Source organism: Ruegeria sp. HKCCE3926 (genome assembly GCF_017872515.1).
Lineage (GTDB): Bacteria > Pseudomonadota > Alphaproteobacteria > Rhodobacterales > Rhodobacteraceae > Ruegeria.
This window is the reverse complement of the sequence record NZ_JAEDOU010000003.1, coordinates 330,885-345,635: the sequence shown is the minus strand read 5'-3', so window position 1 is coordinate 345,635 and position 14,751 is coordinate 330,885. Positions and strand designations below refer to the sequence as shown.

The window sequence follows — 14,751 nt, the reverse complement described above, 5'->3', positions numbered from 1 at the left end:
GCTCGATCTCCTCTCAGTCTTCATCACGCGAGCCGATTATATCAGAAACTTTAATGGTAAAGTTCTGCGGCCAATCTCCGCCGGGTGCTCGGAAAACGTCAGTTGGGTAGTATTCGCGTGGATCGATCTCCATATCGCGGTACTTCTGGTCTTGCTGATCTGCGCGGGTGAGCCTCGGATTCGGTAATGTGATTTCATCCGGAAGCTCAATACGCCCGGCCTCAGCTGCCGCAGCCAGTTCACGAAATGGTGGCACAGTACCGGATTTTCCGGGCAATGCAGCTTTCCTGTACCAGATTGCATCCTTGGTCACGTTCACAACGGCTACATCGAGACCCCATTGGAACAGACCGTCGTAGTGAGCGCGAATACCAGCCAGCATTTCAGCGTCAATGTCTTCGTCCTGGGTATAGTGTGTCACCATTCCCAAACGCGGCCTTGTGTCAGCAAAGAGCTTACCCACGGCATAGTGGGAGGTGTGATGCGTATCGATAGTGTAATTAAAGAGATCCTGTGGGATACCGTATTTGTAAGTCATCAACTGACCAATATCCTGTCCCGACATTTCGGTTACAAAGACATCAACGCCTTCGCCGTATTTCCGTGAAAGCTCATCCGGGCGTCCATCGCCGGTCCATACAAAGCTCAGACCGTTCCAATCGAGCCGATAACCAACTGCGCCGTCCTTGGCATGACTGCGCGGCCAGGACCGAACAGTCACACCGTCTTGGTCATAAACGATGCCACCTTCTTGGCGGAAATCGAACTCGTTGACCTCGATCTCATAGCCGTCCCCAATCGGGAACACATCAAAGGCCTCCAGATGCCATTTGAGCATCTGTTGCATGCCTTTGACCATTCCAGCTGTGCCAAGTTCGGGTGTCCGACCAGAGGGACCATGGATGCGCAATGGTGTATACCCTCCAGACCAAGCCCGGAACGGATAGATATAAGGAATGTCGGCGTAGTGATCGACATGCAAATGAGAGATGAAGATATCGTTGATCAACTGCCCAGGCACTTGCATCGCAATGATGTTGCGGACACAACCGGACCCAAAGTCGAAGAAGAACCGTTTTCCATTCCCCAACTCCACCATGATACAAGTACCCGCCTGATCTTCGCGCGGCGGATATGGTGTTGAGCCGCAGAATGAGATGCGCATCTCATCTGGCCCCAACTCCTCACTAAGCGGAAAATAGTTCGCATTTGAACCAGTCATGTACTTCGTAGGGCGGAAGTACTCTGGCAAAGAGATGCCGCCTGCGGGTCGACCACCATATGGGTTCTTGAGTGTTTCTCCCAGTGGACCGCCTCCTTCGTGGGCCTCGGCACTTCCTGCCGCAAACCCAGCTGCCCCTGTCGCAGCCGCTCCAGTTGCCAAGCCCTTAAGAACACTCCGCCGCGACGGGTCTTCAATTTGATCTGATGCCCGAACCTGTTTGTCGTCCTGGTCTTTTCTATTGTCTTCCTTGGTCATGGATTGGTCCTCAGTTGGAAGTATCTCAAAGGTTGCGCTTCAACATCCGGCGAAGCTCGTTGATGAGTTCAGATTTGATGTGGGCCCATTCGGCGCGCTCTAAGGCCGAGATCGATGCGTCTTTCGAAAACGCAGATGCTTTCTTCAGGTCTTCGATGACCTCGCCGAGTAGCGCATCCGTTCCGATACGCCCCGACAGCACATCAGAAAGTTCTGGAATTTCTTCAATCAGGTCGACCGTCACTGGAAAAGTCCCGACACCCACTATCTATTCTCAAATCAAGATGAGTGCGGTTGACCGCAAAGGCCAAGTGAGTCACCGTGAGTTGGGGGTGAGTTGACATTGAACAAATCCAACGATTTAACAATAAATCAACATGTTGGGCAGCCTTCTCCGGAACTCATTCGGGAAGCTCTGAGCCGAATCGTATCAAGCGACGGGTTTCAAGCTTCACCACGACTCACGCAATTTCTCACCTATATAGTCGAGGAATCTCTATCTGGTCGAAGCAATCAGATTAGAGGCAAAGCTATCGCTGTTGAGGTCTATGGGCGGCGCATAGATGGTACTGGTGGTCAAAACCTGGTTCGCGTTGAGGCAAGGCGGCTGCGTCGTCTTTTGCATCAGTTCTACGAAGATCACTGGGACGGCAATGGAGTTCGCATTTTTGTTGACCCCGGCGGATACAAGCCGCGGTTTTCATTCGAACCTACAATCGAAGACCGCACATCAAGTGAACTGAAGAGCGACAATCCAGTTGGCCGTTGGCGTTCGCGGCAACTGCTGCATGCAGGACTGGGTGTTCTTGCATTGGTCGCTGTGCTTGGCATCTGGATGAGCCAGGATAGCAGGGAGGTTGTGCCAACAACTCGATCCATCGAACAAGCAGAACGTGTGGCGCTTGGTGAACAATCATTGACACGACTCCAGGCGGTCAACCTTGCGGATCAAGCCCGCGGCATGTTTTTCCCCGTTTTTGATGTCAAGCGTCAGCAAATAGCGCTGGGAATGTTCCAGTACGCTAGGGAACTCGACCCGGGTCTGTCCGACGGCTATGCCGGATCAGCGCAGGTCTTGGCGATCCTGGCGGTGTTGTCGCCGGATGAAGCACAAAGGGATGATCTCTTCAATCAAGCCTCGGAAATGTCTGGAAAAGCGCTTGAATTGTCCCCCTCTGATGCGTGGGCAAACGGCGCAAATGGTTGGGTGCTGGCTGTCAAAAACCAGCCAAACGAGGCATTGAAATACGCTAGAATGTCCGTCGAACTGGCGCCGAAGGATGGCCATATTCTCGACGTTGCAGGTATGACCGCCATCTTGGCTAACGCCCCGGAACTTGCTGCCGAGGTTAGCAACCCAGAGAGACCCAAATCAGGATCTGGTAGGTTTGGTGCGAGAAACATCTGGGGCGTTTCACAACTAATGCTCGGGAACTACGAAAGTGTTGTTGAAGCCTTTCAGGGAGCGCCAGCTGCCGGAGCGCCAGTCAGCGCGCCTTCGCTCTTATTCCAAGCCGTTGCGTATGATCAGTTGGGAAATTCAGAAGAAGCACGACGGCTCGTCACTGAAATGCGCAGGACATGGCCTGAGTTTCCGTCCGAGTTTCTCGCCGGCAGGATTTTCCACAACGACGTCAATACGCGGAACATAATACTGGAGACGCTGAGTAGATACTGACGAAACGTATCGCGCCTATTGCCTAGAAACGAGCGTCAAATTCTATTCATATAATTCCGCTTTTAAATCACACGGCGTTGATAAAATCGGTGATAGAGCCAGACCACGCCGTCTGTCGATTGAGGATGGGCTTTGCAGATTTGCAAAGCCCGCATTCTACGCATTGCAGACGTTCGCGAGAATCCAAGCAAAAAGGCCGCATGGAACCCAAGGTTCCTTAGGAAGGCCCTTTGCGTGATCGAGCAACGCAAAGGACCATAACCGCAACGACTGAGCCAAAAACTGATTGAATTCATCGTTAAGGCAGACAATCGTGCCGCGCAATACTATGGGCAAACTACGCAAACTTATGGGGTGCGCGAAGTGTTATTCGCAAACCTACACATGATGTAGGTGTTCTCATAACGATGCATTACTATCGTTGATTTCATTCAGGAAATTCGGCTGTGTTCGCCCATAATTTTGCGCGGCATTTGCGCATAAGTTTGCACGATTTGCCCATAAGTTTGCGCGGTTCAAGAAACGCGCTAAATTGAAAGTAGTCACCGCACATCTTCTTCAACTAAAACCGGGCGCCTTTCAATCAAGAGTGCATTCTGATTGGAAATATTCAACCCTGATCATAGGGAAGCAGTTAATTCGCTGGCTAGTGATAGATCCTCGCTTCAAGAATGGGCATTTCCGTAACTGCTAGGTGAGCGCGTTCAAACCGACGCGCTCACTTTGCTTGGTTTTGTTTGTCACTACGGAGTTAAGAGCGATGTATCACCCTGCGGCAACCGCTTCCTCTTCCAGTGCCGGGTAATCGGTGTACCCTTTTTCAGTGCCGCCGTAGAGAGTGGTTGGATCGAGCTCATTCAGCGCGGCGTCTTTCTCCAGCCGGTTGACAAGATCCGGGTTGGAAATAAACGGCCGACCAAAGGCCACCAGATCGACGGCTCCGGTTTCAACCGCTTCAACCGCCATTTCGCGGTCATAAGCGTTGTTGCCGATTTTCGCACCGTCAAACAATTCATAGAGCGCCTTCAGATCGCCACCTTCCGGAATATCGCGCAGGCCGCCGGTCTGTCCCTCCACGAGATGGAGATAGGCCAGCCCATAGCCATTCAGCAATTTGACCGCATGGGTGAATGTCGCCTGTGGGTCGCTGTCGGAGATGTTGTTGGCGTCCGAGAATGGGCTGAGGCGGACACCAACGCGGTTGGCGCCCCAGACATCGACAACCACGTCCATGACCTCTTTCAGGAACCGCGCTCTATTCTCGACAGGACCGCCGTATTCGTCTTCGCGCTTGTTGGATTCGTCCCGCAGGAATTGATCGATAAGGTATCCGTTGGCTGCGTGGACCTCGACACCGTCGAAACCGGCCTCTTTGGCGTTTTCCGCAGCCCTCCGGTAGTCCGCAACGATGCCAGCAATTTCTTCGATGGCCAGAGCCCGCGGTTCAGATGTTTCAACAAACTGCTCACCATCAAACGTCTTGGCCTTGGCTCCAATTGCGGATGGTGCCACAGGGGCGCCACCATCCTGCTGCAAGCTGTAATGCGAAATCCGGCCCACATGCCAAAGCTGGATTACAATCTTCCCGTCCTTGGCATGGACGGCCTCAGTCACTTTTTTCCAGCCGTCGATCTGCGCTTCGGAATAAATGCCGGGCGTCCAGGCATAGCCCTTGCCTTGGGGCGAGATTTGCGAAGCCTCCGTTATGATCAGACCTGCACCCGCCCGCTGGGCGTAGTACTTGGCCTGCAATTCATGGACACTGTCATCCTCGGCTCTTGCCCGGTTGCGGGTCAATGGCGCCATGACAATGCGGTTTTTCAGCTCGATTGCACCAGCTTTGATGCCGGAGAACAGTTTTTCATCAGCCATTGCTGCTTCCTTCTTTGGTAAACTTCGTTCAGATATTACTGGACCAATCGGTCCAATAATAGGATCACTGTCTCTTGTTTGAGTTTGTGTTAGGTTTCATTTCCTTATGGTGGCGGGGGGCCTTATGGCGAAATCACCAACCGGGCTTGTTTCAGGGTTTGCGATATCTGCTCATCGGGAACGCCCGCCTTGCGCAAGGCTAGCGTGCCAATTGCAAGGGAGGCATAGGCGCGCGCCTTGTCGAGAGCCACACCCGGATCTGAAGGCTCAAGCGCTCTCGCAATAATCTCGTCAATACTCTCCAAATGCTGTCGCCCGAGAGCCGCCACTTCATCATCATGAGGAGCAAGCTCCGTAAGGCAATTGATCAGCATGCAGCCGTCACGACCACCTTGTGGGTTCGCTAAAGCTTCCATTATCGCACCAACGGGGTCATTTCCGCTCGCATCTGCAACGTCACGCAGATTTTTCAAACCACGCCTTGAATAGTGCCTGAGAGCTTTGTGAAATAAAGTCTGCTTGTTGACGAACGTTCCATAGAAGCTGGACCGGCTCAAACCCATGGCCTTGGTCAAATCGTCCACGGACGCGGTCTCGTAGCCCTTGTGCCAAAATACGCACAAGGCTTTTTCCAAAGCCTCAGCTTCGTCAAAGGCACGAGGTCTGCCTGGACCTGCGGATGATTTGATGTCGCCATTGGGTAGAGTTTTTTTGCTCATGCGCATGATTTGGAATGATTGATCCAGAAAATCAAGGTGGCGGTAGGAAATTTTTGGAATGGTCAGTCCGTATTGTGACCAGAGAAAGGAATTTAGGTCGGTAGAAAAACAGAACCTTCCCATCCCGCTTGGTGTCACGCTAATCTTGGGATCAGGACTGTTTGTCTTTTTGCGGGAGTGTCAGACGAAGAGGATCGTGATCGTCGAAAAGAGAGCCCACGCTCGGTACTAGTTTCCAACACTGGACAGAGTGACTGGTGGCTTTGTCCAATGCGTTGATGTTGATCACTCACAAACCAGAGATTGGTTCGGTAGATCCATGGCCAATGACCTCATTGCGTGCCACAGAGAACTCATCGAATAAACAGGCCGTCAGGCTTATCTGCGGTGCCCAAATGCAGCTTACTCCCAATCGCCAGCAGATGAGCGCCAAGTGTCGGCTTCGCCATCCCAAACACTAGCGCTGACGCATGGCGTTGGGTTTATTCCGTCGCAATTGGATCCATGAATATCCGCTACGACAACGCGTCGACGCCCAAAATCAACGACCGTCCAGCCTTGGTTGAGCAAGGAGTGCACCTCTTCGCTAACCCAAAAGTGCGACATGCATCCGCCAGTTCCGCAGTAAAGAGATGCGGCGCTCGAACACGCAAAACCAGACTCATTCAAAACCCAGTCGCGTTGTAGATCTCCGTTGAGATCGACCCTTTCGACCGCGCCCCAATCTAAGCCAAACTGACCGTTGTTGAACTCCGCGCAGGCTCGTGCCGCCAGATCAACCTTTGCTCGCAAACCGGTTGGAAGTTGCGAAACGTCAGCCGCGACAACTGGTGAGGTCCAAACCAGGCCCGAACCAAGCAGGATCGCAGATACCAAACGTTTCAAGTAGTTTGCCAATTGGGAAGCCGGTTGGAAGGTGGCTTCAGTTGCATTGATCATACCTGTAGTCCCCGTATTCCAGCCAGTTTGACGAGCCTTCGCTAAAAATCAGAAACTCGGACATGTCTTCCCCAAGCAGGGCGACGACAAATCCGGCCGGCGGCTCATAGTTTCCGAAGTAACTATAGGCCGTCATGGCTCTGATCGACGCGCCGTTGACCGTTACTCGCGCGTCCCATTCTCCGTCCGGGTTGTCCAAAATTACCGGTTCGATGACACGCTCTACCGCTCCGCCACCACAATAGACGATGCCTTCTGGGGGTTCGTAGGAGGCCCCTTGGCTAGCTCCTGAATCGCAGGCGGAACGAAGGGACCGAATTGCCGCGCCGGAACCTTTCAGGTCAAAGATTCCATAGCTGATATCTTGATCAATCACAGACAGGTTAACCGATGCATTGGCTGCAAGCTGGTCCAATACAAAACCATAATCCTGCTGACTATTGAAACTGACCTCGACAGGATAATTGTCGACGATCTGCAAAGCCGCGTTTTCTGCGCCAACCTGAAATGCCCCAACTTCGGTGGTGCCATTCTTTAAAAACCGAATGGAAAGCCCCTGCTTCTCCACAATGTCCTGGCTGTCCTCATATCCAGCCGGAGCAAAGCGGATACGGTCACACTGAAGCTCCAGCGTCATGTTTCCGGTCTGAATAAATGCGTTGGGATTAGGCCCAGAGTTGAACGACCACTCCGCCGATGCGGTGGTCGCCATTGCCATCAGTAGCATTCCAATGGAAATCGTTTTGAACCTCATTTTCTCTCTCCAGGGGTGTGGTTCGTACTGTCATTCAGCCAAAGTTTCCGGTCCGTTACCCGGGCAACAAGGTTAGGAAACAGGTGCGCCGTATTCGTTTGCGCCTTCTTGGGAAGGTCGCGTCAGCCACCAGATCATCAGGATGGACAGAATGAATTGAAGAATTGAGACAACAACAATACCGGTCACGCCCAGGACTGCCGCGGGTCCTCGTAATGCATCGGGGTTTTCCGTCCCTTGCTCCAATACCGAGAAGAACGCCACGCCGCCCAGCATAACAAAAAGCGTTGTAATGCTGAGCGCCATCGGCAGCAGCAAATACCAGCCAGGTCGTCCTGTATCATGCAGCCTCCGCCAACCGGCGGCCAGCATGGGTATGAGAACAGCCAGTTGGAAAACAGAGGACAGAACCCGAGATCCCTGCCCTGTTTCGGGGTTGGTCCCGAATATGATCGTATCCAGCACAGCTAAAGCAGCGCTCGCGAGAACCACGAACAAGAAGAACCACCAGTATTCTGAGCGTAAAGCCCGACCGGAGAACTGAAAGTATTTCGAGAAACACGTTTTAACGGCTTCGCTAAATCCCATATTTCACTCCATTCTTAACTTCTGTGCGGCCTTAAACGCTGCGCCGCTTAGGAGAGCGAACTCGCCCCTACGGATGCTCCTTCTTACCTTTGTTTGAAAGCAGAAGCCTATCGCACGAGAGCGTAATGAATTTTACGCGCGGAAAAAACATTGATTTATTAGAAAATAGATTCAAACATGCGAATTCGACACAGCTTTCATTTTACCTCCGTTGTTGTCGCTGTCGCCCGATTTGTCGGGCCCTTCCGACTGCTGGTGTGAGTGCTGGCGGTCGGAAGGCATTTTACACGGATCAGTCGTTGGGAGGGCGCGATGCTTAGACTTAACGTACTCGCCCTCTTTCCAGAGTTTGCTCTAGCATTTGCTAGTGACATCATTCGGCCATCCCACGTTGTTGGAGGTCTTGGCAGTCAACGTAATAGTGATCTGCCCGCCAAGCCCCCCCGCAGCAAGTTTTGGAAAAGGTCGTCACAGGATCGAGGTATGTTCTGTCGGCTGCCCAAACGCGAGATCCTCAAACAAGCGTATCCAACTTCGTTAATTTCAACAGACTCAGAGGGAGAAGAAAATGACCAACAAGATAGTGATGATTGCGGGCGCAACTTGTTTCACACTGCTTGCGGCCTGTGAGGACACGGGTACATCCAGTGCGCCCGCCGAACTCACACCCGCTCAGCAGGCGTGTTTGCGAGATGTGGCCAAAACAACGAACAATTCGCAAGTCGTGGTGCTCTCATCCGCATTCAGCGAAGCTGGAACACAGGTCACCGTCGGCGTTGGAGAGGATCGGGCTCCGTGGAATTGTATTGCCTACAGTGATGGCGCGACGGCTGGTATCGAGTTCTTGGGCGACGAAGGCGCATTGTGAGCAGTCTGATGCGTGGCCAATAATGGCTGCGCAGCACTGGCTTGATCTGCTGAGGCTCGACTTGGTTTGTAGAACCACCATCATCGTATTCTCGATCCTGTACCTGTTGGCGTTGATTGCATTCTTGACCGGCACATTTGGCTGGTTGGGACAGGAACGAGATCCCTTGTCCGGGGTGTTCCTTTTGCCGTTGGGATTGCCTTGGATAATTCTAGTGGATTTGGTCTCAGAGTCAGCCAAACCGTGGTTTGCGGCGATTGTACCGGTGCTCAACCTGTTAGCGCTGGTCTTGATTTGCAGATGGGTACGCAGTTTGCGCCAGAAGTGAAGGCGGAGCTCTGTCTCACCCAAAAGGAGGAAAACATGGGAAAAGTAATCTTGGGAATTGTGATCGGGCTCGTCCTCGGCGTGGTTGGAGCGATGACCTTGGGTGGCGGGGCCGCAATGGGGGTCGGCGTTGCGACAGGCTTGTCCGCCGGTGTTTGCACCACATTGAAAGGAGCACAAGCCGAGAACCTGATCACCGCCGAGCAAGCGGATCAAATCCTCAATCGCGTAAATTCCGAGATGGCATCTCTGCAAGGAATTGAAACGACAGATGAGATCGTCGGCAGCGCACAGGCATGCGATGAATTTCTGTCAAAGTTACGAGAAGCAAAGTGAGGTTCCGCTTTGTACGGAACAAAACTTCAAGGACAAGCCAACAGGGAACCATCTGATGAAACTCGTTTTACTCAAACTCCTCACACCCATGTTCGCAATCGCGAGCACAGCTGCTTTTGCAATGTCAGAAGCCGACGACGCGTGTATCGACCATTTGCGGCTGGTTGGTGGACCAGACGGTCAATCCGGAACGATTGAAAGCTCTCAGTTCTCGGAAGCTGGTACGCTCGTTATGCTGCGTGATGCAGGTGGAACACTTTGGCGCTGCATCGCTTACAAGGATGGAAGCATCGGCGAGATGTCGGTTGTCGAAGCGATGGATGATGGCGGTGGAGCAGTGGCAGGCGCCGCCGGTTCTACCATTAGCCAACGTGTCAAATTCGATGCTGATTCCACCGGCGCCGAACTAGTTGGTGAACTCGCGCCCGGAGCGTCGCAGCAATATGTTCTCGGTGCAAAGAACGAACAGTTTCTTTACGTCCGAGTTGCGCCGCGAAATGGCTCCTTGGACTATGTTATTCGTAACCCTGATGGATCTGAATTGTTAGGATTGATGTCGGCGGACAAAGAGTATCGAGGACAGCTTTGGCAATCCGGTGATCATGTTGTGGAGGTTATCAATCGCAGCAACTCTTCTGTCGACTACAACGTCATTTTCGGAATTGAATAGGTGATCAATCAGAAACCCTGGAACGCAAGTCCAAACAAGCGAGGGAAAAACAGATGAAACCCAAGGTCCTATTGGTGATCGGCACGGCGTGTATTACTGCGCTTGCAGCATGCGACGACAGTGTTGGATCAGTGGATGCAAGTGCACCAACTGTGGGCAGCTCTAGCGATCTTTCGTCATTTGAAGGGGCAAGAGCGGGCCAAGCTGAAATGGGCATCCAAAGTCTCGGATTTGAACTCATCCGCAGCGAAGGGCTGACCTCGTACTGGTTTAACAGAGATACTGGTGCATGTGCTCGGATCACGACATCTGAGGGAAGGTACTCAGATGTAACTATGCTGCCATCAAGTGACTGCTGACACATTTTTCATCAATCAAACATCTGCAAAAGGGAGCTTCAGTTTGCATTTCGACTTGGCACATGCGGCGGTTACCATCGTCGCTCTAATTGTAACAAACCTGGCCTTGAAATTGGCCGGCGTGATAAACGAAGAAAACAAAGACCAATTGAACTGGAAAGTATTTCTGGCCTACTTCGTGGTCGTCTTTATCATCAATCTGGTGTGGCCAATCTAAAGCTTCAGTTCGGAAAGTCTATCGCGCACTTGATACGGCTGCTGAGAATGAGCCGCTCCAATAGATTACCAAGTGGGAAGAGTTTGAGCATATAGCGCTTAAGAATAGAAAGGAACTGGCATGCGGTTTTTGACGTCCCTCATATTCATCGGTGTTCTGGCAACTGCGGCGAATTCTGACGTCACCAGTCGAAACGGTGGCCCAAGCAACAGCCAGATGCTCTCAAAGGGCAGCGACGGAGGCGTCGATGGCGTCGCTTTCTTTCGCCCAGTCCTAAGCGGAGTTTTGTATCGCTCTGGCTTCAAGGGCGGCGACAAGGGTCGAACGGGCTTGAGCAACGCTCAGCGCGAAACACTGTGCGATGAAGGGTTTTCGGCCGGGTTTTATGCGGACTTCGGCAAGAACACCGAATACGGCCGCACCAGTTGCGGAAACGGATCCTTTGACTATCAGAACACCAGATCGTCCCGACCCGGCACTGTCATGGCCGCCATACACGAGGTGATTGAGGACCCTGGAAAGGGTCCTGTCCTGGTGCACTGCATGTGGGGCGTTCATTCCTCTGGTGCATTGTCGGCAATGGCGCTTGTTCAGTTTTGCGGATGGACGGAAGAAAGGGCCAAGGAATATTGGAATGATGCCCGAAACGGGGCCCCATGTTCAGGCGGGTGTGACCAGTGGATTGACTCGAAGTTCTCTAACTTCAGTGTCGACCCCAGTTTGAAGATCTCCGGCGAACAACAGGCCGCGATTTGCCCCAAATGACATCGGGAGGACTATCCAAATGAGGTTCAATCTTCTGGGGTCACTGGCTTTCATTGCGCCCACTGCCTTGTGGGCGAGCGACGATGTTCGCGGAGAAGCCACGACATTTGATAGTCCCAATGGTGTTACGGAACACTGCATTCGGATCGAAAAAGTCCCAACGGGCGAGTACAAGAACAGCGATCTTGAGGAAGAAACTGCCTATTGCGAAATCGATTTCTATGCGCCCGAAATCGCCATTTGCCCAAAAACCTGGAGCACCAGCCCAGGGATGGCCGTCTACGATATTTCGGAAGGACCCTACACGGGGAACCGTTCTGAATTCGAGAGAAACGCTTGCAAAGAGGGAAAGGCGGCGAAAGATCTGGCCAAGGACAGGGTCGCTAAATTCAAGTCCACCATGAACCAAAAGGGCACCAGTGGAACGTTTTCCACTTCGTCGCTGCTTTACTATCATTTCTCCAGATATTTCGACGCGACTGTCAAAGTTCCAGTCGCCGTTTGGCGTAGCATGGACGCCCAGGCGCATTTCTCCGAGGTTGCAGAGCCTGGCCTTGCGATTTCTGGCGGCTCTCGCGGCGGGCGCATGAACCATGAAGGCTGGCGGGTCTTTGCAGCTGCGGACGCCGACCCGAACTCATACCAACCGACCGATGATCTGTTCACCGCAGACCGAACGCAAATATACGGTGTCCTGCTTGATAGCCCTGGGCATCGATACGGTTCGGAAATCAACGGCACGCGCAAATCTGGATGGGGAAAAGGTCAAAACCGCGATTTTCAGGAAACGCCTGCTTTTTTGGCTTTGCGGTCTTCAAAACCAATCTCAGAGGCCATTGCAGAGGGCGTTAGTGAAGGCCGAAAAGACAGGATGATCAACAAGGATCTCGGCCCCGATGTCAGCGACCAACAGATGGCATTCTGGATGCAAGAACTTACCGAGATTGTTCTACTCGACTTCATCTTCAGCCAGCAGGACCGTGTAGGAAACATAGACTTCACACCCTATTGGTATTGGGTCGAAGACGGAAAGTTGAAGCATAAGAAAGCCAAGCACCATCAGCCGAACGATGGAGATATTCCCGCCGAGGCATTATTGATCCGTCGCAGCAATCTAAACGACAACGATGCTGGTGGGCGTGTCGAGTATGCCAACTTCGCGAAATCTACTCAAATGCTGGAGAAAATTCGCCACTTCTCTCCAAGCACGTATCGGCGCTTGGTTGCTTTGAATAGTGATCTTCAATCTCAAGGTCTCGTCTACGGCTGGTTGTCGCGGAGCCTTGGGTTGTCAGATAGGCAGATTGCCCAAGTTGTGAAAAACACCGAGCTGGCAACGTCCATTCTCTGGGACAATTGTTCTAATGGTGATTTGATGTTCGACTTGGATCCTGTCGCATTCTTTTTGAACAATAATACCGAGGCGGAGGGCCTGGACTGCAATGATCCGTAAGCGTTCGATCACTGTCGCGGCGTTCGTTTGGACGGTCGTGCTCGCCTGCAAAGCGGCCGCTTTGGATGTGATCGTCATATCGGATCTGAACGGCAGCTATGGCTCGGTCAGATACGATGCGCGCATCGAAAAGGCGATCAAGCGGATAGTCGAGATTGATCCCGATTTGGTTATTTCGACTGGAGATATGGTTGCGGGACAGCGCATCCCCAACTTATCCGACAAACAGGTCAGGGAGATGTGGGAGGCGTTTCACAAGGCCGTATCAGACCCTTTAGAGGCTGCCGGCATTCCATTTGCGGTCACGCCAGGAAACCATGATGCCTCTGCGTACCGTGGGTTCGAGCGTGAACGAAAAATATACGCAGAGGAATGGGCGCCGAGAAAACCAGGCGTCGACTTCCTGATTTCAGATGACTACCCGTTCTTCTACGCATTCAAGATGCAAGGCATTACGTTTGCGTCTCTGGATGCAACGACCTTAGGGCCGCTATCCGGTGATCAACAGGACCGACTTGTGGAACTGGGTGCAAATGGGAATCCGGTTGTCACTTTCAGTCACCTCCCACTTTGGCCCTTCGCGATCCAGCGCGAACGCGAAATCATCGGTGACCCAACACTTGAAAAAATTTACCTAGAAAGCGGTGTCGTTCTGCATCTGTCAGGCCACCATCATGCCTTCTACCCAGGCTGGAAAGACGGTGTGGCTTATGTTTCCCAAGCTTGTTTAGGAGGTGGCCCGCGACGGCTTATTGGTGACAATGCCAAATCACCTCACAGCTTCACTCATGTTACGTTCCAACCAAACGGAGAGTTTGGGATAGCAGTATATCGAGGGCCTGATTTCGAAAGGTCAGTAAACTTCAAGTCGCTCCCGAAAGAGATCAGATCCCCGAATGCGGTGTTGAAACGCTTAGACCTTGTGAAATGATTAGAGGTTGAGTTTCAGCTCAACTTTTTCAGGGACCAGATCGTTTATCATCTCTTCGATCCGAGCTTCCGACAATCCACCCGAAGTGATGAAAAGCAAAGAAACGCGAGATTTTCCGGGTACGTGGTGTTTTCGGACCAACTTCCAGCCAGCGTCTGCGGCCATGGCTTCAATGTCCCCGCTGACTTTCAATGAGTGCTCTTCGTTTGAAGCCTTGAGCGAAATTTCCACGCCCTTGTTTCGCCCACCGAGCCAAATGAAACACCAACATACAACCGCCACCAGTGTGGCCATCAAGGGTAAGCCCAGCCCTACCGCCAGCCCAAGCACGGTGACTATAATCATTTCCACCGTGTCGACCGGGTCATCCATATTTGATCGGAACCTTAACAGAGCTCCTATTCCAAAAATCACGAACCCGATCATCGATCCGTGCTGTACGACCAGAAACCCAACCGCCATGCCGACAAGCGCATAAAGGAAGAACAGTCGCGGCATGACGATATCGCTGACACTTCTACGGGCTTTACGTCTCACCGGATGATAGACGATCAAGCCAGCCAGAATGATCGTTACGATCACATCGAGAGTAAAGAAATACAGTTCCTGTTTGCCACGAAACTGCGTCCACCGGCGTTCGATAACGATTTCCGACCCCGAAGCCCCGGCCAGCATCGTCGCAGGGTCGACTTGTGACACCGCAGCACCTGGCAACAGCAGCATCAACAACACGGTCACAAATGTGAGGGTCGTATTCAACTTGTCTTCCTTCCTGCTCACGCCAAAGGCTTACGC

The 14,751-nt window shown here is 52.4% G+C and carries 17 protein-coding genes; 9 read left to right on the top strand and 8 right to left on the bottom strand.

The window, feature by feature from the left end:
* Positions 1-13 precede the first annotated feature (13 nt).
* Positions 14-1,480, bottom strand: a complete 1,467-nt coding sequence (gene gntH / locus I9184_RS11635; protein WP_209834444.1) for a guanitoxin biosynthesis MBL fold metallo-hydrolase GntH — start codon at positions 1,478-1,480, stop codon at positions 14-16.
* 25 nt (positions 1,481-1,505) lie between these two features.
* Complete coding sequence (locus I9184_RS11630; RefSeq protein WP_171638341.1) at positions 1,506-1,724, bottom strand: hypothetical protein; 219 nt, start codon at positions 1,722-1,724, stop codon at positions 1,506-1,508.
* Between the two features lie 99 nt (positions 1,725-1,823).
* On the opposite strand from I9184_RS11630, the gene I9184_RS11625 reads away from it, so the two are divergent.
* The gene (locus I9184_RS11625) at positions 1,824-3,158 is read left to right on the top strand and encodes a hypothetical protein (RefSeq protein WP_209834442.1); all 1,335 of its coding nucleotides are present in this window, start codon (positions 1,824-1,826) and stop codon (positions 3,156-3,158) included.
* Positions 3,159-3,923: 765 nt separating this feature from the next.
* Here I9184_RS11625 and I9184_RS11620 read toward each other — a convergent pair.
* From I9184_RS11620 to I9184_RS11600, 5 genes are all read right to left on the bottom strand, one after another.
* Positions 3,924-5,030 carry an alkene reductase gene (locus I9184_RS11620; RefSeq protein ID WP_209834440.1) on the bottom strand — a complete coding sequence of 369 codons (1,107 nt, stop codon included), beginning with the start codon at positions 5,028-5,030 and terminating at the stop codon, positions 3,924-3,926.
* Between the two features lie 122 nt (positions 5,031-5,152).
* Complete coding sequence (locus I9184_RS11615) at positions 5,153-5,872, bottom strand: TetR/AcrR family transcriptional regulator (protein WP_245218089.1); 720 nt, start codon at positions 5,870-5,872, stop codon at positions 5,153-5,155.
* Positions 5,873-6,151: 279 nt separating this feature from the next.
* Positions 6,152-6,688: a hypothetical protein gene (locus I9184_RS11610; protein WP_209834438.1), complete on the bottom strand. Its 537-nt coding sequence runs from the start codon at positions 6,686-6,688 to the stop codon at positions 6,152-6,154.
* Positions 6,672-7,442 (bottom strand): hypothetical protein, encoded by a 771-nt coding sequence (locus I9184_RS11605; protein ID WP_209834437.1) that lies wholly within the window; start codon positions 7,440-7,442, stop codon positions 6,672-6,674. The genes I9184_RS11610 and I9184_RS11605 overlap by 17 nt, the downstream gene beginning before the upstream one ends.
* A gap of 72 nt (positions 7,443-7,514) precedes the next feature.
* On the bottom strand, positions 7,515-8,030 hold the full coding sequence (locus I9184_RS11600; protein ID WP_171638331.1) for a DUF805 domain-containing protein: 516 nt from the start codon (positions 8,028-8,030) through the stop codon (positions 7,515-7,517).
* A gap of 568 nt (positions 8,031-8,598) precedes the next feature.
* Here I9184_RS11600 and I9184_RS11595 point away from each other — a divergent pair.
* From I9184_RS11595 to I9184_RS11560, 8 genes are all read left to right on the top strand, one after another.
* A complete protein-coding gene (locus I9184_RS11595; RefSeq protein WP_171638330.1) occupies positions 8,599-8,898 on the top strand; it encodes a hypothetical protein in 300 nt (99 codons plus the stop codon).
* A gap of 22 nt (positions 8,899-8,920) precedes the next feature.
* Positions 8,921-9,226 carry a hypothetical protein gene (locus I9184_RS11590; RefSeq protein ID WP_171638328.1) on the top strand — a complete coding sequence of 102 codons (306 nt, stop codon included), beginning with the start codon at positions 8,921-8,923 and terminating at the stop codon, positions 9,224-9,226.
* Positions 9,227-9,261: 35 nt separating this feature from the next.
* Entirely contained in the window at positions 9,262-9,561 is a 300-nt protein-coding gene (locus tag I9184_RS11585) for a hypothetical protein (RefSeq protein ID WP_113790468.1), read from the top strand.
* Positions 9,562-9,616: 55 nt separating this feature from the next.
* Complete coding sequence (locus tag I9184_RS11580; protein WP_209834435.1) at positions 9,617-10,231, top strand: hypothetical protein; 615 nt, start codon at positions 9,617-9,619, stop codon at positions 10,229-10,231.
* Between the two features lie 348 nt (positions 10,232-10,579).
* A complete protein-coding gene (locus I9184_RS11575) occupies positions 10,580-10,807 on the top strand; it encodes a hypothetical protein (RefSeq protein ID WP_171638323.1) in 228 nt (75 codons plus the stop codon).
* A 120-nt stretch (positions 10,808-10,927) separates the two neighbouring features.
* Positions 10,928-11,572, top strand: a complete 645-nt coding sequence (locus I9184_RS11570; protein WP_209834433.1) for a hypothetical protein — start codon at positions 10,928-10,930, stop codon at positions 11,570-11,572.
* A 19-nt stretch (positions 11,573-11,591) separates the two neighbouring features.
* Complete coding sequence (locus I9184_RS11565) at positions 11,592-13,025, top strand: hypothetical protein (RefSeq protein WP_209834431.1); 1,434 nt, start codon at positions 11,592-11,594, stop codon at positions 13,023-13,025.
* On the top strand, positions 13,015-13,956 hold the full coding sequence (locus tag I9184_RS11560) for a metallophosphoesterase (protein ID WP_209834429.1): 942 nt from the start codon (positions 13,015-13,017) through the stop codon (positions 13,954-13,956). The genes I9184_RS11565 and I9184_RS11560 overlap by 11 nt, the downstream gene beginning before the upstream one ends.
* Here I9184_RS11560 and I9184_RS11555 read toward each other — a convergent pair whose 3' ends face one another.
* Complete coding sequence (locus I9184_RS11555; protein WP_170428316.1) at positions 13,957-14,715, bottom strand: hypothetical protein; 759 nt, start codon at positions 14,713-14,715, stop codon at positions 13,957-13,959.
* Positions 14,716-14,751 lie beyond the last annotated feature (36 nt).